This window comes from Aeromonas bestiarum, from assembly GCF_028751155.1.
Taxonomy (GTDB): Bacteria; Pseudomonadota; Gammaproteobacteria; order Enterobacterales; family Aeromonadaceae; genus Aeromonas; species Aeromonas bestiarum.
The window spans coordinates 90,001-110,746 of the sequence record NZ_CP064746.1 but is presented as its reverse complement, the minus strand read 5'-3'; the positions used below and the strand labels follow the sequence as shown (position 1 = coordinate 110,746).

The 20,746-nt window shown below is 60.4% G+C and carries 20 protein-coding genes and 2 rRNA genes (1 of these 22 cut by a window edge); 10 read left to right on the top strand and 12 right to left on the bottom strand.

Features of this window, described 5'->3' with window-relative positions; translation table 11 throughout:
* The first annotated feature begins 192 nt into the window (after positions 1–192).
* Positions 193–981, top strand: coding sequence for a glycosyltransferase family 2 protein (locus IU367_RS00490; RefSeq protein ID WP_274453163.1), 789 nt, complete (start codon positions 193–195; stop codon positions 979–981).
* A 54-nt stretch (positions 982–1,035) separates the two neighbouring features.
* On the opposite strand, the gene IU367_RS00485 is transcribed toward IU367_RS00490, so the two are convergent.
* Positions 1,036–2,079, bottom strand: coding sequence for a glycosyltransferase family 9 protein (locus tag IU367_RS00485; protein WP_098981097.1), 1,044 nt, complete (start codon positions 2,077–2,079; stop codon positions 1,036–1,038).
* Between the two features lie 222 nt (positions 2,080–2,301).
* Between IU367_RS00485 and coaD the strand changes: the two genes are divergently transcribed.
* Positions 2,302–2,784 carry a pantetheine-phosphate adenylyltransferase gene (gene coaD / locus IU367_RS00480; RefSeq protein WP_043555919.1) on the top strand — a complete coding sequence of 161 codons (483 nt, stop codon included), beginning with the start codon at positions 2,302–2,304 and terminating at the stop codon, positions 2,782–2,784.
* A gap of 52 nt (positions 2,785–2,836) precedes the next feature.
* Here the strand turns inward: coaD and IU367_RS00475 are convergent, their stop codons facing one another.
* From IU367_RS00475 to radC, 6 genes are all read right to left on the bottom strand, one after another.
* Entirely contained in the window at positions 2,837–3,718 is an 882-nt protein-coding gene (locus IU367_RS00475; RefSeq protein ID WP_274453161.1) for a VirK/YbjX family protein, read from the bottom strand.
* Between the two features lie 178 nt (positions 3,719–3,896).
* Positions 3,897–4,709: a bifunctional DNA-formamidopyrimidine glycosylase/DNA-(apurinic or apyrimidinic site) lyase gene (gene mutM / locus IU367_RS00470; protein WP_274453160.1), complete on the bottom strand. Its 813-nt coding sequence runs from the start codon at positions 4,707–4,709 to the stop codon at positions 3,897–3,899.
* 24 nt (positions 4,710–4,733) lie between these two features.
* Positions 4,734–5,189 carry a hypothetical protein gene (locus tag IU367_RS00465; RefSeq protein WP_274453158.1) on the bottom strand — a complete coding sequence of 152 codons (456 nt, stop codon included), beginning with the start codon at positions 5,187–5,189 and terminating at the stop codon, positions 4,734–4,736.
* 94 nt (positions 5,190–5,283) lie between these two features.
* Positions 5,284–5,451 (bottom strand): 50S ribosomal protein L33, encoded by a 168-nt coding sequence (gene rpmG, locus IU367_RS00460; protein WP_005307500.1) that lies wholly within the window; start codon positions 5,449–5,451, stop codon positions 5,284–5,286.
* 11 nt (positions 5,452–5,462) lie between these two features.
* On the bottom strand, positions 5,463–5,699 hold the full coding sequence (gene rpmB / locus IU367_RS00455; protein WP_005321271.1) for a 50S ribosomal protein L28: 237 nt from the start codon (positions 5,697–5,699) through the stop codon (positions 5,463–5,465).
* A 135-nt stretch (positions 5,700–5,834) separates the two neighbouring features.
* Positions 5,835–6,509 carry a RadC family protein gene (radC, locus tag IU367_RS00450; RefSeq protein ID WP_043139626.1) on the bottom strand — a complete coding sequence of 225 codons (675 nt, stop codon included), beginning with the start codon at positions 6,507–6,509 and terminating at the stop codon, positions 5,835–5,837.
* A 147-nt stretch (positions 6,510–6,656) separates the two neighbouring features.
* On the opposite strand from radC, the gene coaBC reads away from it, so the two are divergent.
* The 4 genes from coaBC to IU367_RS00430 all read left to right on the top strand — a co-directional run bounded on the left by coaBC (position 6,657) and on the right by IU367_RS00430 (position 10,129).
* Positions 6,657–7,859 (top strand): bifunctional phosphopantothenoylcysteine decarboxylase/phosphopantothenate--cysteine ligase CoaBC, encoded by a 1,203-nt coding sequence (gene coaBC / locus IU367_RS00445; RefSeq protein WP_274453157.1) that lies wholly within the window; start codon positions 6,657–6,659, stop codon positions 7,857–7,859.
* 110 nt (positions 7,860–7,969) lie between these two features.
* Entirely contained in the window at positions 7,970–8,428 is a 459-nt protein-coding gene (gene dut, locus IU367_RS00440; protein ID WP_274453155.1) for a dUTP diphosphatase, read from the top strand.
* Between the two features lie 68 nt (positions 8,429–8,496).
* Complete coding sequence (gene slmA / locus IU367_RS00435; protein WP_005321293.1) at positions 8,497–9,093, top strand: nucleoid occlusion factor SlmA; 597 nt, start codon at positions 8,497–8,499, stop codon at positions 9,091–9,093.
* 199 nt (positions 9,094–9,292) lie between these two features.
* Positions 9,293–10,129 carry a mechanosensitive ion channel domain-containing protein gene (locus IU367_RS00430; protein ID WP_042873341.1) on the top strand — a complete coding sequence of 279 codons (837 nt, stop codon included), beginning with the start codon at positions 9,293–9,295 and terminating at the stop codon, positions 10,127–10,129.
* Positions 10,130–10,289: 160 nt separating this feature from the next.
* Here IU367_RS00430 and IU367_RS00425 read toward each other — a convergent pair whose 3' ends face one another.
* Entirely contained in the window at positions 10,290–10,478 is a 189-nt protein-coding gene (locus IU367_RS00425) for a hypothetical protein (protein ID WP_043139637.1), read from the bottom strand.
* Positions 10,479–10,910: 432 nt separating this feature from the next.
* On the opposite strand from IU367_RS00425, the gene pgi reads away from it, so the two are divergent.
* Positions 10,911–12,560, top strand: coding sequence for a glucose-6-phosphate isomerase (gene pgi / locus IU367_RS00420; RefSeq protein ID WP_098981100.1), 1,650 nt, complete (start codon positions 10,911–10,913; stop codon positions 12,558–12,560).
* A gap of 157 nt (positions 12,561–12,717) precedes the next feature.
* Here the strand turns inward: pgi and ilvC are convergent, their stop codons facing one another.
* Positions 12,718–14,199 (bottom strand): ketol-acid reductoisomerase, encoded by a 1,482-nt coding sequence (gene ilvC, locus IU367_RS00415; RefSeq protein ID WP_274453154.1) that lies wholly within the window; start codon positions 14,197–14,199, stop codon positions 12,718–12,720.
* Between the two features lie 187 nt (positions 14,200–14,386).
* Here ilvC and ilvY point away from each other — a divergent pair, with 187 nt between their 5' ends.
* Positions 14,387–15,280 (top strand): HTH-type transcriptional activator IlvY, encoded by an 894-nt coding sequence (gene ilvY, locus IU367_RS00410; RefSeq protein ID WP_098981102.1) that lies wholly within the window; start codon positions 14,387–14,389, stop codon positions 15,278–15,280.
* Here ilvY and IU367_RS00405 read toward each other — a convergent pair.
* Entirely contained in the window at positions 15,269–16,141 is an 873-nt protein-coding gene (locus IU367_RS00405) for a type 2 periplasmic-binding domain-containing protein (RefSeq protein ID WP_098981104.1), read from the bottom strand. The genes ilvY and IU367_RS00405 overlap by 12 nt on opposite strands.
* 170 nt (positions 16,142–16,311) lie before the next feature.
* On the opposite strand from IU367_RS00405, the gene IU367_RS00400 reads away from it, so the two are divergent.
* Positions 16,312–16,503 carry a hypothetical protein gene (locus tag IU367_RS00400; RefSeq protein ID WP_098981107.1) on the top strand — a complete coding sequence of 64 codons (192 nt, stop codon included), beginning with the start codon at positions 16,312–16,314 and terminating at the stop codon, positions 16,501–16,503.
* 72 nt (positions 16,504–16,575) lie between these two features.
* On the top strand, positions 16,576–19,149 hold the full coding sequence (locus IU367_RS00395) for a bifunctional acetate--CoA ligase family protein/GNAT family N-acetyltransferase (protein WP_274453153.1): 2,574 nt from the start codon (positions 16,576–16,578) through the stop codon (positions 19,147–19,149).
* 89 nt (positions 19,150–19,238) lie between these two features.
* Here the strand turns inward: IU367_RS00395 and rrf are convergent.
* Positions 19,239–19,353, bottom strand: a 5S ribosomal RNA gene (gene rrf, locus IU367_RS00390).
* 127 nt (positions 19,354–19,480) lie between these two features.
* Positions 19,481–20,746 (bottom strand): 23S ribosomal RNA (locus IU367_RS00385) (it continues 1,624 nt past the right edge of the window).

Genomic DNA, 20,746 nt, shown 5'->3' with positions numbered 1-20,746 from the left:
GATTATGCCCCAAGAATGGCCCGAGAAATAACAGAAGATCCCCGCACCACCCGCTCTCATGCCAAAAAAGAAGCCATTTGAAACTGACGCACCATAGGCGCCGGAACCATGCTCCGCCTGCCGTTTTAGGCTAGAATGGGCGCCAATTCGAGCATGGCCCGCCAGCCGGGCGCCAACAAGAGCCCTTAATCCGTGAAAAAACCGACCCTGGCGGCCGTCCTGATCGTCAAGAATGAAGCCGAAAACCTGAGAGCCTGCCTCGCCTCCCTCGATGGCCTGGTGGACGAGATCGTCATCATGGACTCAGGCAGCCAGGACGAAACCCCTGCCATCGCCGCCGAATTCGGCGCCCGCTTCTTCGTCAACCCGGTATGGCCGGGCTTCGGTCGCCAGCGCCGCCTCGCCCAGTCCCACGTCCAGTCAGAGTGGGTGCTGTGGCTGGATGCCGACGAGCGGCTCACTCCCGAGCTGAAAGCGGCCATCGCCACCATCATGGCCAACCCGGCCAGCGATACCATCTACTCGATCCCGCGCCTCTCCTGGGTGTTTGGCCGCTTCATCCGTCACAGCGGCTGGTATCCGGATCGGGTGCTGCGCCTCTACCCCAAAGCGCTCACCAGCTACAACGAGGTGCTGGTGCACGAGAAGGTGGAGGTGCGTGCCAACATGAAGATCGTCAATATCCATGGCGACCTGCTCCACTTCACCTATCGGGATCTGGAGCACTATCTGGTGAAGTCCGCCGGCTATGCCAGGGCCTGGGCCGATCAGCGTACCGCCCGTGGCAAGAAGGGCTCCCTCAGCCAGGGGCTGGTGCATGCGCTGGGCTGCTTCCTCAAGATGTACCTGCTCAAGGCGGGCTTCCTCGATGGCAAGCAGGGGCTTTTGCTGGCCATACTGTCGGCCCACTCCACCTTCGTGAAGTACGCCGACCTCTGGATCCGCCAGCAGCCGCAGGCGCCGGATCAGGCTGACAAGTAAGCCGCCAGCAGTCCCCCATACAAACAGGGCCCGAAAGGGCCCTGTTTGTATCGATCAGCTCTCTGTCCGCCAGAAAGGTGGTGCCCAGCGGGCGATCGCCGCCGCCATTGTCTTGGGATCGAGCTGGCTCATGTCTTCCGGGTGATCGCTGTCTTCCGGCGGACTGAACGCCAGGTGGCGCCCCTCGCTGTTGAGCGGACGCCAGCGCAACGGCGTCGCGGAGCGGTGCGCCGGGAAGAAGCCTATGGTGGGCACGTCCAGCGCCGCCGCTATGTGCAGCGGGCCCGTGCTGCCCGCCACGAACAGGGCGGCATTGGCCATCACCTGACAGAACTTGGGCAGCCCCTCGTCGGAGCGGTAGATCCAGCCGTTGCCGCCGTGGGCCAGCAGCTCGGCCGCCAGCTGTTCGGCGATCTTCTCCTCCCCCGGCCCCGCCGTCAGTATGCACTGCAGCTCGGGACAGGCCTGGTTGAGCTTGATGATGAGGCGGGCGTACTGCTCGATGGAGAGGTTGTTGGCCGAGCCGCCGCTGCCGGCATGCACCATCAGCCAAGGGCGGCTGGCATCCAGCTTCAAGCGGGTGGCAACCTGCTCGCGCACCTGCTGCAGGCTCTGGGGATCGAAGCTGAGGTAAGGCGCCTGTGGCGTGACCACGCTCACCTGCTGGTCGGCGAGGAAGCGGCGCACCAGATCCAGGTTGTATTCGTACTCCGGCTTCTGGGAGCGGGAGCGACGCTGGATCAGCCGCTGGTTGTAGAGCACCTGGGCCAGCTTGGTGGCAGGGGCCAGCCGGTAAGGGATGTGCGCCTTCCACACCAGCATGGCATTGCGAGAGTTGGAGAAGAGGCAGATGGAGGCATCGAAGGCGGCCGCCTTGATGCGCGCTTGCAAGGCACGTTGCTGTTCCTTGTCGGCCCGTGAACCCGGATCCAGGATGATCTCGTCGATCCAGGGACAGAGGCGGGCCAACGGCGCCGTGTAGGCAGGAACCAGGGCAGTCACATGACACTCCATGGAGCGCTTGAGCATGGCAAAGCTCGGCCAGGCCAGCATGAAGTCACCAATCTTGTCATTGCGTACTACCAGAATACGTTTCATAAAAAATCCCTTTGCTCCCTGTCACCAATGCAAGGAGGCTTGATGCGCGGTGCGGGTATTCTTGCCTGATGCAGGGCTATTCTCAAGCGAAGACGCCAGGCGACAGCGATTTGAACGACCAAACTTAGCGCCTCGCCCCGGCACTCACCCCATCCCGGTCGCGACAAAACGCCAACAGACCCTATAATGCGACCAAATTCCCAGGTTGCAGGAATCAACAACATGACCAACAAGGTAATTTATCCCGGCACCTTCGACCCCATCACCAATGGCCACACCGACCTCATTGGCCGGGCCGCCAGACTGTTTGATGAAGTGGTGGTCGGCGTCGCCAACAGCCCGAGCAAGCGCCCGCTGTTCGATCTGGCAGAACGCGTCCTGCTTGCCCAGCAAGTGACCGCCCACCTGCCCAACGTCAAGGTGGTGGGCTTCTCCGGCCTGCTGGTGGATTTCGCCAAAGAGCAGCAGGCCAACGTGCTGATCCGCGGCCTGCGCGCCGTCTCCGACTTCGAGTACGAGTTCCAGCTGGCCAACATGAACCGCCGCCTGATGCCGGAGCTGGAGAGCGTCTTCCTCACCCCGGCGGAGGAGAACTCCTTCATCTCCTCGACCCTGGTGAAAGAGGTCGCCCTGCACGGTGGCGATATCCGCCAGTTTGTAGACCCGATCGTCGCCAAGGCAATTGCCGCCAAGCAAGGCAAGTGATCAAAAACAGGCTACCCGAGGGTAGCCTGTTTGCCACTGCAGCTTGTGCATCTCAACCTGCCAGACGCGGGCCCAGCTGTTGCTGACTCGCCAGGGTCAGCTGGTCAAGCCACTCGTAGCGGCGCCGGTACATGGCCCGCTTCTTGGAAGCTATCTCCTCCAGCGGCTTGCGCTGGGCGGGCTGCAACCGCACGAAGTTGTCATCCAGATCGATGGCGCCAAACTCCTGCCACAGCTCGTCATAATCCGCCTGCAGACAGGCTTTCTTCTTCTTGCTGTAGCGCCTGGCCTGATAAATGTGCGCCTTCATCCGCACCGCCGAGATATGCTCGGCCTCCATCGCCTCGGCCAGCTGCATCACCAGCATAACCACCAGCGACTTGGGTCTCAGACCGTGGCCCTCCTTGGTCAGCGCACGCACCTTGTCCTGCGCCTGCTCGATGCAGGGCTCCGGGCCTTGTACCGAGCCGATCACCACGGCCAGCCGCTTGGGTGTACCGGCCAACGAGAAGGCACAGCTGTAAAGCCGCTTGCCCTGCGGATCGACGATGGAGAGGGCCAGCTCGGCCTCGCGGCGAAAGGTACCGTCGTGACGCAATATGATGCGGCAGCCGCTCTCGGGATAGCGGCCGAGCTCGATGCCATCGCCCAGATAGAGCGGGTAGATCAGATCCGGGTAGCGGGCCAGCATCAGCCGATAGTGGTTCTCCAGCATCTCGGCCCGCTCGGTCGCGGTGGAGCCGGCAAAGCGGTAGGGCCGCATCGGCTTGTCGAGCAGCTCGGGATAGTGGGCAGGCAGGGCCTTGAGGGGTTCGGCCTGAAACAGCTCGAATACCCGGCTCAGCTGCTGCCGATAGAGCAGGCTGCGCAGCACGAACTTGGCGCGATTGAAGGTCTTGCGGGCGCTGTCATCGGGATAGAGGAAACGGGCCATTTTTTGGGCACAATAGTGCCCCTGCCGGGATAAATGATCCCAGTCTATTGATTTAGCTGTCATTTTATTTTCTCAAACTGCCTGAACGGTCGAGATACTAGTGACGGGCGCGCAAATATTCAACAGACTGGAAATACTCTCTTACAACTTGGCCGTTTTTGGCCAAAATAACGACCATTCAGCGCTGGCAGTGGGAGCAAAACACCGTGGTTCTCTGCCCCAGCCGGATTTCACTGAGCAGGGTGTGACAATGAAAACAGGGCTGGCCACCTCGCCCATAGACCTGCAACTGCTGCACGAAATAGCCAGGTTTGCCATCGGCGCTGGTGAAATCCTTGAGGGTGGTGCCGCCCTGCTTGATAGCCTCGGCCAGCACCCGCTTGATCTCGGCCACCAGGGTTGCCAGTCGCTCGGCACTGATGTTGCCCGCCGCCCGCTTGGGATGAATGCCAGCGGCATAGAGCGCCTCGTTGGCGTAGATGTTGCCCACCCCGACCACCACATGGTTATCCATCAGGAAGGTCTTGATGGCGGTGCTGCGCCCCTTGGCGCGCCCCTGCAGGTAGTCGGCGCTGAAGGCATCGGTCAGCGGTTCCGGTCCCAGCTTCGCCAGCAGGGCGTGCGCCTCGGCCGGTTCACGGGTCCACAGCAGGGCACCGAAGCGGCGCGGATCGTTGAGCCGCAGCAGCTTGCCGTTGGCGAGCTCTATATCCACGTGGTCGTGTTTCTCGGCCGGGGTGCCGATATCCAGCACCCGTAGACTGCCAGACATGCCCAGATGCAGGATGGCGGTGCCGAAGTCGGTCTCCAGCAGCAGATACTTGGCGCGGCGGCTGACCCTGTGGATGACGAGATCCACCAGCTCCTGGATTTCGCCCGGCACCGGCCAGCGCAGCCGGCCATCCCGCACCACGACGCGAGTGACCTTGATGCCGGTGAGCCAGGGAGAGATGCCCTGGCGGCTGACTTCGACTTCCGGTAATTCAGGCATGGGGTCCTCTCGCTCGAAAATGGATTAGGGGGTGGGACGCAGCAGGCTGCGATACTGCTCCTGACTCAGGCTGAGCCAGGTCGAGGGCGGCAGCAGGGCAGCAAACTTGCCGCTGTCCTGATAGAGCCCCACTTCAAGCGGATCGCTCTGACCAGCGACCCAGATCTTGAGGGTGACCGGCGTACCCCGCACGGCACTACCCGGTGACAACAACCAGCCCTGCCAGCCTTCGATGTGGGCGGCCAGCTGGGCACTGCTGAGCCCCAGATCCGGCCCGCTGCGCCAGCCCTGACCGATGCGCTCGATCTGCCAGCTCGGTCCCTGCCAGGTGAGCACGACGGCGCTGTCCGGCAACAGGGGACGGGCGCGCTGGGCGCTGTTCTCCTGCTGGGCTATCTCCAGCCGGTGCAGCAGGGTGATCACCGCCAGCACGGCCACTATGATCACGTTATTCCAGCCTTTGCGGCTCAATCTGAACATGGAAAGCCTCCCTTCGAACCGGCAGTGTACTGAATTCCAGCCATAAAAAAACCCGGCACAAGGCCGGGTTTTTTGGGAATGCAGCATCAAGTAATTACTTGATTTTGCCTTCCTTGTAGATCACATGCTGACGAACAACGGGATCAAACTTTTTGATCTCCATTTTTTCGGGCATGGTGCGCTTGTTCTTGGTAGTGGTATAGAAGTGACCAGTACCGGCGCTGGAGTTCAGACGAATTTTCTCGCGAATACCTTTAGCCATGATCTAATTCCTTATACCTTAACACCGCTGGCGCGCAGTTCAGCCAGAACCACTTCAACGCCACGCTTGTCGATGATACGCATGCCTTTTGCGGATACGCGCAGACTTACGAAGCGTTTTTCACCCTCAACCCAAAAACGGTGAGTGTGCAGGTTCGGCAGGAAACGACGCTTGGTAGCGTTGTTAGCGTGCGAACGGTTGTTACCAACTGCCGGGCGCTTGCCGGTTACTTGGCATACTCTAGACATGTCAGTCTCTCCAAATCTTACTTCATTGCTCGAGCAAATATCTGCCCCGCTGGCCTTCGATTGCGGGGCAAACAGAAGGCGGCATTTTATACAGCATCCGTGATCAAAGATCAACTAATACAGTGCCAGAGCCAGTTACAACCAACCACGCTCTGCAAAAGAAACCGTGATGCCATCACCGATCACCAAGTGATCCAGCACTCTGATATCGATCAGGGCCAAGGCGGCCAAGATCCGATCCGTGATCTGGCGGTCGGCCCGACTGGGCTCGGCCACGCCGGACGGGTGATTATGCGCCAGAATCACGGCGGCTGCATTATGTTTGAGCGCGATCTGCACGATTTCTCTGGGCCAGACGCTCGCCGAGTCGAGGGTTCCGTAAAAAAGTTCAACGAATTGAATCACTCTGTGCTGGTTGTCCAGGAGCAACAAGGCGAACACTTCTCGCGGCCGATCCCGCAACTGGGCCTGCAGATAATCCCGGGTCAACTGGGGCGAGGTGAGGGCATCGCCCCGCTGCAACTGCTCGGCCAGATGACGCTTGCCCATCTCCAGCACCGCCTGCAACTGGGCGTATTTGGCCGGCCCCAGCCCATGAGCATCACAGAAGGCCGACTGCTCGGCGCCGAGCAGTGCTCGCAAGGATCCGAACTGCTGCAACAGCTGGCGTGAGAGATCCACCGCGCTCAGCCCGTTGACACCGGTGCGCAGGAAGATGGCCAGCAACTCGGCATCGGACAAGGCGCCGGGCCCCTGGCGCAACAGCTTCTCTCGGGGACGCTCATCCTCTGGCCACTCCTTGATGCTCATTTGTCTCTCCCTCATGCCTATTGAGAGAAAACATAGCAAAAAATCGCGGGAGCCCGACCACAAGTCCCCCATGTCAGCCTCTGTCGTCATCCCTTGCCTGTGGTATCTTAGCCGACCAGTCAGAGTGAGCCGGAAGAGAAGCAGCAGATGAGATTGGCCGATAAACGCATCCTGTTGGGTGTCAGTGGCGGGATCGCCGCCTACAAGAGTGCCGAACTGGTACGCCGCCTGAAAGATCAGGGAGCCGAGGTGCGGGTGGTGATGACCCGCTCCGCCAAGGAGTTCATCACCCCGCTGACCCTGCAGGCCGTCTCCGGCCATCCGGTGGCAGACAGCCTGCTGGATCCCGCCGCCGAGGCGGGCATGGGCCACATCGAACTGGCCAAGTGGGCGGATCTGGTGCTGATCGCCCCGGCCAGCGCCAATCTGATGGCCCGCATGGCCGCCGGCATGGCCGACGAACTGCTGACTACCCTCTGTCTGGCGACACCGGCACCGGTGGCACTGACCCCGGCCATGAACCAGCAGATGTATCTCAACGCCGCCACCCAGGCCAACCTCAAGACCCTGGCCGGTCGCGGCATCCTGCTGTGGGGGCCGGATTCAGGCAGCCAGGCCTGCGGCGACGTAGGCCCGGGCCGGATGCTGGATCCCCTCGAACTGGTTGAGCGCTGCTGCCAGCAACTGGCCGCCGAGCCGCTGCTGGCGGGCGTCAGACTGCTGCTCACCGCAGGGCCGACCCGCGAGCCGCTGGATCCGGTGCGCTATATCAGCAACCACAGCTCCGGCAAGATGGGTTACGCCATCGCCCGCGCCGCCTGTGAGGCGGGTGCCGAGGTGACGCTGGTGAGCGGCCCGGTCGCCCTGCCGACACCGGGCGGGGTAGTACGAGTCGATGTGGAGAGCGCAGAGCAGATGCATCAGGCGGTGATGAGCCGGGTGGCCGACTGCGATCTCTTCATTGGCTGCGCCGCCGTGGCCGACTATAGGCCCGAGCAGGTCGCCAGCCAGAAGATCAAGAAGACCGGCGACAACGACCAGATGGTGGTGAAGCTGGTCAAGAATCCCGACATCATAGCCGCCGTGGGAGCGCTGTCAGACAAGCCCTTCACCGTCGGATTTGCCGCCGAAACCGTGGATGTGGAACAATACGCCCTCGACAAACTGCAGCGTAAGCGGCTGGACATGATCGCCGCCAACGACGTGTCCCGCGCGGGCCAGGGCTTCAACGCCGACGACAACGCCCTGACCGTGTTCTGGCAAGGGGGTCAAGCCCCTCTGCCGCTGGCCGATAAGCTGACGCTGGCCCGTCACCTCATCGCCCTGATTGCGCGTCACTACCGGGGCTAGCACCCGGCCCGTCTGCCGGTACGCCCGGCAGGCGAACGATTCACGACGACACAGACTGCACTGGCCATGCTGGGCGTCCACACAAGCACTCATTGAAAAACGAACTATCCATGACAACACAAATTGAATTGAAGATTCTGGATGCCCGCATCGGCACCGACTACCCGCTGCCCGCCTATGCCACACCGGGCTCTGCCGGTATGGATCTGCGCGCCCTGCTGGATGTGCCCATCACGCTGGCACCGGGCGATACCACACTGGTACCGACCGGTCTGGCCATCCACATCCAGGATCCCGGCCTGTGTGCCACCATCCTGCCTCGCTCCGGTCTCGGCCATAAACACGGCATAGTGCTGGGCAACCTGGTGGGCCTCATCGATTCCGATTACCAGGGCCAGCTGATGGTCTCGGTCTGGAACCGTGGCAACGACAGCTTCACCATGCAGCCCGGCGAACGCATCGCCCAGCTGGTGATCATGCCGGTGGTTCAGGCCAGCTTCCAACTGGTCGATGAGTTCAATCAGAGTGAACGGGGTGAAGGCGGTTTTGGTTCTTCTGGTCGCCAATAACAGACCACACGGGCCCTTGGGCCTGTGCCTAATAATAGAATCAAGCCATTGTTTTTTTAGGGGAATCCATGGCAAGCAGTAATCAGAAACAGAGTCGGCGCGATCAGATCCTGCAAGCACTCGCCCATATGCTGGAAACCAGTCCTGGCCAGCGTATCACCACGGCACGTCTGGCGGCCGAGGTGGGTGTCTCTGAGGCAGCCCTCTATCGACATTTTCCCAGCAAGGCGCGGATGTTCGAGGGGCTGATCGACTTTATCGAGGATTCCCTGCTGTCACGGGTCAACCTGATCATGGCGGAAGAGAAGGACACCATGGCCCGCTGCCATCACATCCTTCAGCTGCTGCTGGTGTTCGCCGAGCGCAACCCCGGCATCACCCGCATCCTCAACGGCGACGCCCTGCTGGGCGAACACGATCGGCTGCGGGATCGCATCAGCATTCTGTTCGACAAGCTGGAGACCCAGATCAAGCAGGTACTGCGGGAAAAGCGGCTGCGGGAAGGCCAGGGCTTCCAGCTCGACGAAACCATGCTGGCCAATCTGCTGCTGGCCTATACCGAGGGGCGGATAAGCCAGTTTGTCCGCTCCGAGTTCAAACTCAAGCCCACCGCCGGCTTCGAGGATCAATGGCTGTTCATCCGCAGCCAGTTGCTGCAAAGCTGACCACTCAGCCCAGCGGCTATTCAGCCGCAATCATCAGCAACAACGCTGGTCCAGACGGGTTGGTGCAAACAGGGAGGCCTTGGCCTCCCTTGTTTTTTGTGGCAAAAAAGAGGGGATGAGCACCAGATGCGACCCGGATTGTCGCATTCCAGTGTTAGATTCATGCGTCATAAACCTTTACTGCCTGACAGGACATCCTATGGAACCCGAAATCATTACCGAAGCGCAGACCTGGCTGGTCAATAACCAGGGCCTGCTGATCGAGTATGCCGTCAACATCGCGGCCTCCCTGATCACCCTGCTGATCGGTTACATCGCCGCCAACCTCCTCAGCAGCGCAGTGGTCAAGGTAATGCAGGCCCGCAAGCTGGACATCACAGTCACCCATTTCGTCGGCAGCATCCTCAAGTACACCATTTTGGTGTTCGTGGTGATCGCCGCCCTGGGTCGGGTCGGGGTACAGACCGCCTCCTTCGTCGCCATCATAGGTGCCGCCGGTCTGGCCATTGGTCTGGCGCTGCAAGGCTCGCTCTCCAACTTCGCCGCCGGCTTCCTGCTGATCATCTTCCGCCCCATCAAGGCGGGCGAGTTCATCGAAGTGGCGGGTACCGCGGGTGTGGTGCAGTCCGTTCAGCTGTTTACCACCACCCTCACCTCGGGTGACAACAAGATGGTGGTGGTACCCAACTCCGCCATCCTCAACGGCACCATAGTCAACTACTCGCGCATGGATACCCGTCGCGTCGACATGACCTTCGGCATCGGCTACGGCTCTGACCTGCGCAAGGCCAAGCAGATCCTGGAGCGCCTGGTGAATGAAGAGCCGCGCATCCTGAAGGATCCGGCCGCCACTATAGCCGTCGCCGCCCTGGCCGACTCCTCGGTCAACATAGTGGTACGCCCCTGGGTCAAGACCGCCGATTACTGGGGTGTCTGGTTCGACTTTCACGAGAAGGTGAAGCTGACGTTCGACGCCGAAGGTGTCGAGATCCCCTTCCCGCAGATGGTCATGCACATGCAAAAACCCCAGGCCTGAACCCGGACCTGAGTGCCACCATGCCAGCCTTAGTGCTGGCATGGTCGTTTCTGGGCCTCATGGGCACGCCACAGGCATAAAAAATCCGGCCACCGGGGCCGGAATTTGCTCAGCTGTCATCCTGGACCGGCACGCCCATCCATACAGGCGGCGGAACCCCTTACCCCAGCCGACGAGCGACCCGGTTGAGCAACGGCTGCACCAGCACATAGCCCCCCAGGACGGCGCCGATCACGGCCAGCACCCGAATCTCCAGGGTTGGCGCCGCACTGGTCAGCACCATGGTCAACAGGCCGATGAGGCCGGTGGCAATCAGGCTCAGGGCAAACAGGGATAAAACGTGTTTCATATCGATCTCCTCATTCCAGACAGTGGCCATCCCTGGGAGATCTCGTCCATTCGGTTCATATGCTAGCCAAGGCCTCATCCCGACAATTTGCGTTTGCTCATAAAATGAGCCGAAAGGCGGCTGTCAGATACCCCTTTGGCTGTAACACGAACTTGCCAGGCAGCAAGCCGCGGCCAGCCATAGATGAAAGCCCTTTCAACCCGCGCAAGCCGGGTGAAGTATGAGCAAACTCAAGATCCCCTGACCATGAGTGACTCATAATCGCAGCGTTTTGGTTGTAAACTCCTTTGATGGCAGACAATTGGTAAAGCTCTGTTACACGGGCCGCGCAATGAGCCCGGTATAATGGGCCCGATAGAGTGCTCGAATAATAAGGTTTGGCGGGAGCCTTGCCTGCAAGGTTCAAACACAACTTGGAAGATCGGTAATCCTATGAAAAATATCAATCCAACCCAGACCCAGGCCTGGCAGGCGCTGGAAGCCCATTTTGCAGCTAACAAAGAGACTCGACTCAAGGATCTGTTCGCGCAGGATCCGAAGCGCTTCGACAAGTTCTCCCTCACCTTTGGCGGCGACATTCTGGTCGACTACTCCAAGAACCTGATCACCGAGGAAACCCTCAAGTTGCTGGTTGATCTGGCCAAAGAGACCGATCTTCGCAGCGCGATCGATGCCATGTTCAACGGCGACAAGATCAACATGACCGAGGGTCGCTCCGTACTGCACGTGGCCCTGCGCAACCGCTCCGACCGTCCCATCGAGTGCGACGGCAAGGACGTGATGCCGGAAGTGAACGCCGTGCTGGCCAAGATGAAGGGCTTCTGCGAGAAGATCATCTCCGGCGAGTGGAAAGGCTACACCGGCAAGGCGATCCAGCACGTGGTCAACATAGGTATCGGTGGCTCGGATCTCGGCCCCGTGATGATCACAGAGGCGCTGCGCCCCTACAAAAACCACCTGCAGATGCACTTCGTCTCCAACGTCGATGGCACCCACATCGCCGAAACCCTGAAGAAGATCGATCCGGAAACCACCCTGTTCCTGGTGGCCTCCAAGACCTTCACCACCCAGGAGACCATGACCAACGCCCTGACCGCCCGCGACTGGTTCATCAAGATCGCCGGTGACAAGGCCCATGTTGCCAAGCACTTCGCTGCGCTCTCCACCAATGGCAAGGCCGTGGCCGAGTTCGGCATCGACACCAACAACATGTTCGAGTTCTGGGACTGGGTTGGCGGCCGCTACTCCTCCTGGTCTGCCATCGGCATGCCCATTGCCCTGTCCGTCGGTTTCGAGCACTTCGAAGCCCTGCTGCAAGGCGCCTTCGAGATGGACATGCACTTCGCCACTGCCTCCTATGAGCAGAACCTGCCTGTGCTGCTGGCGCTGATTGGCCTGTGGTACAACAACTTCCACGGTGCCGAGTCCGAAGCCATTCTGCCGTACGATCAGTACATGCACCGCTTCCCTGCCTATTTCCAGCAGGGCAACATGGAATCCAACGGCAAGCAGGTGGATCGTAACGGCAAGCCGGTTGACTACCAGACTGGCCCCATTATCTGGGGTGAGCCGGGCACCAACGGCCAGCACGCCTTCTACCAGCTGATCCACCAGGGCACCAAGCTGATCCCCTGTGACTTCCTGGCGCCGGCCATCAGCCACAACCCGATCGGCGATCACCATCCGAAACTGCTGGCCAACTTCTTCGCCCAGACCGAGGCCCTGGCCTTCGGCAAGAGCAAGGAACAGGTCGAAGCCGAGTTCCTGGCTGCCGGCAAAACCCTGGAGCAGGTCAAGGATCTGGTGCCGTTCAAGGTGTTCGAAGGCAACCGCCCGACCAACAGCATACTGTTCAAGAGCCTGACCCCGAAGACGCTGGGTTCCCTGATCGCCATGTACGAGCACAAGATCTTCGTGCAGGGCGCCATCCTGAACATCTTCAGCTTCGATCAGTGGGGCGTGGAACTGGGCAAACAGCTGGCCAACAAGATACTGCCGGAGCTCAACACCGATGCGGCCGTCACCAGCCACGACGGCTCCACCAACGGCCTCATCAACACCTGGAAAGCGTGGAAAGCCTGATTTATCCGGCCTTTCTGAATGCAAAAGCCCCGCTCGATGAGCGGGGCTTTTTTATGGCGGGTCGGGCTGGTTTTTCTGGCTGACCGGTCGGGTGTCCAGCCCGACCGGCGACGGGGATCGTCATCCCCGCCCCTTCATCATCCTGCCCGATGCAGGCTTACCCGCCAACGGCGATGCGCTTCATGTCCTTCATGTAGCCGCGCAGTACCTGACCGATCGCTTCGATGGGGTGGTTGCGAGTCGCCTCGTTGGCCGCCAGCAACGCCAGGTTGTCGACGCTCTGCCCTTCCGCCTTGCTGGCACCCAGATCGCCGGCCTTCAGAGTCGGCATGAAGTGCTCGCGCAGTAACGGCACGGCGGCGTTGGCGAACAGGTAGTTGCCGTACTCGGCGGTGTCGGAGATGACCACGTTCATCTCGTACAGACGCTTGCGGGCAACGGTATTGGCGATCAGCGGCAGCTCGTGCAGGGATTCGTAGTAAGCAGACTCTTCATAGATGCCGGAGGCCACCATGGTTTCGAACGCCAGCTCGACACCCGCCTTGACCATGGCCACCATCACAACGCCATTGTCGAAGTACTCCTGCTCGGCAATCTTGCCCGCGAACGCCGGCGCGTTTTCGAAGGCGGATTTGCCGGTCTCTTCGCGCCAGCCGAACAGCTTGGCATCGTCTTCGGCCCAGTCGGCCATCATGCCACGGGAGAACTCACCGGCGATGATGTCGTCCATGTGCTTCTCGAACAGTGGGCGCATCAGGGTCTTGAGCTGCTCGGAGAGCTCGAAGGCGCGCAGCTTGGCCGGGTTGGAGAGCCTGTCCATCATCAGGCTGATGCCACCCTGCTTCAGGGCTTCGGTGATGGTCTCCCAGCCGAACTGGATCAGCTTGCCGGCGTAGGCCGGGTCTGTCCCTTCGGCAACCAGCTTGTCGTAGCAGAGCAGAGAACCGGCCTGCAGCATGCCGCAGAGGATGGTCTGCTCGCCCATCAGGTCAGATTTAACTTCCGCCACGAAGGAGGATTCCAGTACGCCGGCACGGTCGCCACCGGTGGCAGAAGCCCAGGCCTTGGCGATGGCCATGCCTTCACCCTTGGGATCGTTCTCCGGGTGTACCGCCAGCAGGGTCGGCACACCGAAACCACGCTTGTACTCTTCACGCACCTCGGTACCCGGGCATTTGGGCGCTACCATGACAACAGTGATGTCGGCGCGGATCTGCTGACCCTCTTCCACCACGTTGAAGCCGTGGGAGTAGCCCAGGGCGGCGCCTTGCTTCATCAGCGGCATCACGGTTTTCACCACATCGGAGTGTTGCTTGTCCGGGGTCAGGTTCAGCACCAGATCGGCGCTCGGGATCAGCTCTTCATAGGTGCCGACCGCGAAGCCGTTGTCGGTGGCCTTCTGCCAGGAGGCACGCTTCTCGGTGATGGCGGCCTTGCGCAGGGCATAGGAGATATCCAGCCCGGAGTCGCGCATGTTCAGACCCTGGTTCAGACCCTGGGCACCACAGCCCACAATCACCACCTTCTTGCCCTTCAGCACGTCGCAACCGTCGGCGAATTCCGCCCGCTGCATGAAACGACACTTGCCCAGCTGGGCCAACTGCTGACGCAGGTTCAAGGTGTTGAAATAGTTAGCCATGGTGATTGCTCCGTTAGATTGATTCCATGCCGGATGACGGCGTTGTCTGAACCACTATAGCGCGGGACACTTATTGCCTGAACTGATATATTCGAAACAGTATGTTGCAAGAATTGAAAGATGATTCTTGGCAATCTCACCCAGTGTCATCCCAGGTCGGCAAGCGCGCCGCGGCAGGAATTGAAAGATGGACCTTCGCAATCTCGAGCTGTTTCTCCACCTCGCCGACTCACTCCACTTCGGCAAGAGCGCCGATGCCATGGCGGTCAGCCCCTCCACCCTGAGCCGTGCCATCCAGCGACTGGAGCAGGAGACCGGCTGCGTGCTGTTCGATCGGGACAACCGCTCGGTGCGCTTAACCCCCGCTGGCGAGAAGCTGCGGGAGTTCGGCGGCGGCCTGTTGCAGGAGTGGCGTCAGCTCAAGCAGGAGCTCAAACGCAGCGACGAACCGCTGCAAGGGCGGCTGCGGGTGTTCTGCTCGGTCACCGCCAGCTACTTTCTGCTGCCCGAGGTGCTGGAGCGCTTTCGTCGCCGCTATCCCCAGCTGGAGATCAAGCTGGAGACCGGCGACCCGGCGCTGGCGGTGGACAAGATCCTGGCGGACGAGGCCGATCTCGCCATAGCCGCGCGGCCGGATGCGCTCTCGTCCAAGCTGGAGTTTGCCAGCCTGCAACAGGTGCCGTTGGTGTTCATCGCCCCACGCAACCCGCCTCAACCCAACCAGTGGTTCTTGCAGGGAGAGCCCGACTGGGAGCGGCTGCCGCTGATCCTCTCCGAGCAGGGGCTGGCGCGAAAGCGCTGTGACCAGTGGTTTCGCAACAAGGGCATAGCCCCCAACATCTATGCCGAGGTGGCGGGCAACGAGGGCATAGTCGCCATGGTAGCGCTCGGTTTTGGCGTCGGGCTGGTACCTGCCGCCGTGATCGACCACAGCCCCATGGGGGAGAAGGTGCGCATCGTCGAACCCAGACCGGCGCTCAAACCATTCGATGTCGGCATCGCCGTGCTCAAGAAGCGGCTGGAAGAGCCGCTGATCCGCGCCTTCTGGGATACTGCACGCGGCCAGGGATCACTGCGCTAACGGGCTGACAGCGACCGGTGCATAGATGAGGGTCGGGTCGGCCATCATGGCGCGGCTGCTGGCGGGCAGATCCGGGTTATCCAACTCCAGCATGACCCGCTCATCCAGCTTCAACCGACGAATGGTACTGCCGAACCCCTCCTCAAAGACCCGATCGAAGGCACTCGACTGGCGCGCCCGCTGCAATCCCAGCTCGATGCGTTGTGCCAGCTCGGGATATTTTGGCGAGACAAAAAACAGCAGCGCCAACGGATAACGAAACACCAGATGAGGCTCTATGGCCAAATCCGGATGTGACTTGAGCTCATCTTCTATTTCGATGACGGAGCGCAGGAAGCAGTCGAAACGCTGCTTGCGCAGCATGTTGAACAAGGCCTCATACAGGCTGCCGACCACGACCCTGAGACCATTCGTCTTGAGCAGACGGGTATCGGGCCAGGATCTGTGCTGGCCTATGGTGAGCCCGGAGTGATGCCAGTCAGCCAAGGAGTAGATCCTGGCAAACCGCCCCTCATCCCCCTGCCGGATGAGGCAGACCCGCCAGCCCAGCAACCCCTTCGCCAGCGGAATATGGATAGGAAGCAGGGTACGTTCCCGCTCCTCATCGGGCGCGAATACCCCGATCTGCACCAGCTCGCCACCCTGCAACTCCTTGACGGCTCGTCCCTGCTCCATCGGCGGGCTGGCACTCAGGCGGTAGGGACCGTATTCGGGCACGGTCAGATCGAGCGACAGCCGCAGCAAGCCTGCCACGGCCGGATTGGGATGATCCAGCAGCAGGTTCCAGGCCCGAATGTGCGACTCGGCAGCCAGAGCACTCCCCGAAAAGAGTGCGATGCACCACAGCCAGACTCTGATCATTTACCTCGCCCCTCAGCGTTTCATGCACTCACTATAATGCGTGCGGGCCCGGTACTGAGCCCGGCCCCGCAGATGTGTGAGCCGCTTCGTGTCAAATCTGACAATGGTCATAACGAGATGGCAGTCACAGACTAGACTCTACGTTCAGCCTGAATGGAAGGAGCCTCGCCATGATGCGTCATCTGATCGAAATCAACAGCTCACAGCTGTTTGAAGAGTACCTGCAGAGTCTGGGCGTACCACAGACCCCGCTGGATCGGGAGCAGGATATCTATCTGCAGGAACGCCATCTGGCGGCGGTGCGCCAGATCCAGGGCAAGATGAAGTTTTATCTGCGAGTCAGCGCCCTCACCAAACAGTGATCCGCAACCGGTCACAGAACAGGCAGTCAAAGCGTATTAAACTGGCACCATCCGCCACCCACGGGAGTGCCCATGAAACCAAGCGGCCTGGATCGGCTCTTCAAACCCCAGTCAATCGCCGTCATCGGTGCCTCGACCAACCCGCAGAAAGCGGGTCATGTGGTGATCAGGCACCTGCTCGCGGGCCAGTTCAAGGGCCCCATACTGCCGGTCAGCCCGCACAACAAGGCCATCGCCGGCGTACTGGCCTATTCCGATATCAGCAGCCTGCCGCTCTCCCCCGATCTCGCCATCATATGTACCAAACGCGAACGTGTACTGCCACTCATCGAAGAGTTGGGCAAGAAAGGCACCGGGGCTGCCATCATACTGGCTGCCGACTTCTCCATGCAGGAGAGAGCGCAGCTCCAACAGCTGAGCCGCCAATACGGCATTCGCCTGCTCGGCCCCAACAGCATGGGCATGCTGTTGCCGGGTCAGGGCATCAACGCCAGCTTTTCCCCCATCGCGGCCAAACCGGGCCAGGTGGCGTTTCTCTCCCAGTCAGCCGCCGTCAGCACCACCATCCTGGATTGGGCCAAGCAACATGAGCTGGGTTTCTCCGCCTTCATCTCCCTCGGCGATCACTGTGACATCGACTTCGGCCAGTTGCTGGATCAGCTCTCCCGCGATGGCACCACCCGCGCCATCCTGCTCTATATGGACAAGCTGCACGACGCCCGCCACTTCCTCTCGGCAGCACGGGCGGCCTCACGCAACAAGCCCATTCTGGTGCTCAAGAGCGGCCGCCACGATCCGGCCAATGGTCTCGACAACGTCTACGATGCCGCCATTCGGCGGGCAGGCATGCTGCGGGTGCGAGATACCCACGAGCTGTTTGCTGCGGTCGAGACCCTGAGCCACTCCCTGACCCTCAAGGGGGAAAGATTGGCCATCATCTCCAATGGCCGTGGACTGGCCAACATGGCGGTCGACGTGCTGCTGGAGCGGGGTGGCAAACTGGCCATGCCACCGCGGGACATCGGCAGTGATGCCGATATTGCCGCCTATCGGCAGGCGCTGGAGACCTTGCTGCAAGGGGATGAAGCCGACGCCATCCTGCTCATTCACGCCCCCTCCCTCACGGCGCGCGGAGCCGAGCTGGCCCGCAGTCTGATCGACTACGTCAAACAACATCCCAGGGCCAGGCGCTTCAATATCCTGACCAACTGGGCCGGAGAATACTCGGCGCAAGAGGGGCGCCGTCTGTTCAGCGAGGCCGGATTTCCGACCTATCGCACTCCGGAAAGCGCCGTCGCCGCCTTCATGCACATGGTGGAATACCGCCGCAACCAGAAGCAGCTGATGGAGACCCCCGCCTCCCTGCAGGGCGACAAGCTCAACATCGAGCTGTGTCAGCAGTTGATCCGCCAAGCGCTGGAGCGCAAACAGCTCACGCTCGATACCCACCTGGTGCACCCCATACTGCAAGCGGCCGGGCTATCTACTTTGCCGACCTGGATCGTCTCCGATGCCATCGAGGCCACCCTGACCGCAGAGCAGATCGGCTATCCGGTCGCGGTCAAACTGCGCTCACCGGATATTGCCCACAAGTCTGCGGTGCACGGCGTCATGCTGAACCTGCGCACCTCGGCCGAAGTCGCCCAGGCAGCGGATGCCATTCTCGACAGGGTGAGGCAACACGACCCGGGAGCACGGATCGAGGGGTTGCTGGTACAACGGATGGCGCGCCGCAGCGGCGGGCTGGAGCTGAGGATCCGCCTGCAACAGGATCCTGTCTTCGGTCCCGTCATCCTGCTCGGCGAATCGGGGGCCGAGCCGCAAGAGATGGTGGCCGCACTTCCGCCGTTGAACCAGGCGCTGGCACGCTACCAGATCATAGGAGCCCTCAAGAGTCGCAAGATCCGCGAGCAGGCCACCCCCGAAAAACTCGATATCGATGCTCTGGGTCAGGTGCTGTGCCAGCTGTCGGAGCTGCTGCTGGCCTTCCCCGAGATCCAGGAGCTGGACCTGCATCCGCTGCAGGCATGCGGGGCCGAGATGGTCATCCTGGATGCCAGCCTGACGCTGATGCCTGTGGTGCAGGGACGCAATACACTGGCCATACGCCCCTATCCCACCGAACTGGAAGAGGGGGCCTGGCTCAAGGATCAGAGTCATGTTCTGCTGCGGCCGATCCGGCCGGAGGATGAACCCGCCCACAAGCAGTTTGTACTCAAGGTATCGGATGAAGACAGGTACAAACGCTTCTTCGCTGACGTAGGGGAGCTGGGTCATGAAGAGCTGGCCCGCATGACCCAAATTGACTACGACCGGGAGATGGCTTTCGTGGCCGTCGGGCAGGACGGGGCCTTCAGTCAGCAGATCCTGGGGGTGGTGCGAGCCATTTCCAACCCGGATCAATCCGATGCGGAGTTTGCCATTCTGGTACGTTCCGATCTGAAAGGACTCGGGCTCGGCAAGCTGATGATGGAGAAGATAGTGCGCTACGCCAGAGAGCGGGGCATTGGCCAGCTATCGGGCATGACCATGCCCAGCAATCGCGGCATGATCAATCTGGCCAAGCGGCTTGGCTTCAAGATCGACATCCAGCTGGAAGATGGGGTGGTCAACATGGAGCTACCCTGTGCCAATCAGGGCCAATGAAGAAGAGGATCAGCTGTTTATCGCTTATAAATGGCTGATTTCAGGCAATAAAAAAGCCCGCTCAAATGAGCGGGCTTTCAATGTTGGGTGCCTGGCAGTGTCCTACTCTCGCATGGCGAATGCCACACTACCATCGGCGCTACCGCGTTTCACTTCTGAGTTCGGCATGGGATCAGGTGGTTCCACGGCGCTATGGCCGCCAGGCAAATAACTTCAATCTCGGAAAGCTGACGTGAGTAACGACTGATTGGCTATTGCCTGGTCGTTATCACTGAATTAGGTAAGTAGTCTCGCACTTGCTACAAGTCTCAGAACACTTCTTGGGTGTTGTATGGTTAAGCCTCACGGGTAATTAGTATGGGTTAGCTCAACACGTCGCCGCGCTTACACACCCCACCTATCAACGTTGTGGTCTCCAACGGCCCTTTAGGACCCTCAAGGGGTCAGGGATGACTCATCTCAGGGCTCGCTTCCCGCTTAGATGCTTTCAGCGGTTATCGATTCCGAACTTAGCTACCGGGCAGTGCCACTGGCGTGACAACCCGAACACCAGAGGTTCGTTCACTCCGGTCCTCTCGTACTAGGAGCAACTCCCTTCAATCATCCAACGCCCACGGCAGATAGGGACCGAACTGTCTCACGACGTTCTGAACCCAGCTCGCGTACCACTTTAAATGGCGAACAGCCATACCCTTGGGACCGACTTCAGCCCCAGGATGTGATGAGCCGACATCGAGGTGCCAAACACCGCCGTCGATATGAACTCTTGGGCGGTATCAGCCTGTTATCCCCGGAGTACCTTTTATCCGTTGAGCGATGGCCCTTCCATTCAGAACCACCGGATCACTATGACCTACTTTCGTACCTGCTCGACCTGTCCGTCTCGCAGTTAAGCTGGCTTATGCCATTGCACTAACCTCCTGATGTCCGACCAGGATTAGCCAACCTTCGTGCTCCTCCGTTACTCTTTGGGAGGAGACCGCCCCAGTCAAACTACCCACCAGGCACTGTCCGCGATCCCGATTCAGGGACCTGCGTTAGAACATCAAACATACAAGGGTGGTATTTCAAGGACGGCTCCAGCGCAACTGGCGTCACGCCTTCAAAGCCTCCCACCTATCCTACACATGTAGGTTCAATGTTCAGTGCCAAGCTGTAGTAAAGGTTCACGGGGTCTTTCCGTCTAGCCGCGGGTACACCGCATCTTCACGGCGAATTCGATTTCACTGAGTCTCGGGTGGAGACAGCATGGCCATGGTTACACCATTCGTGCAGGTCGGAACTTACCCGACAAGGAATTTCGCTACCTTAGGACCGTTATAGTTACGGCCGCCGTTTACCGGGGCTTCGATCAAGAGCTTCGCTTGCGCTAACCCCATCAATTAACCTTCCGGCACCGGGCAGGTGTCACACCCTATACGTCCACTTTCGTGTTTGCAGAGTGCTGTGTTTTTGATAAACAGTCCCAGCCATCTGGTCACTGCGACTCCCAACTGCTCCATCCGCAAGGGACTTCACTGTCAAGAGCGAACCTTCTCCCGAAGTTACGGTTCTATTTTGCCTAGTTCCTTCACCCGAGTTCTCTCAAGCGCCTTGG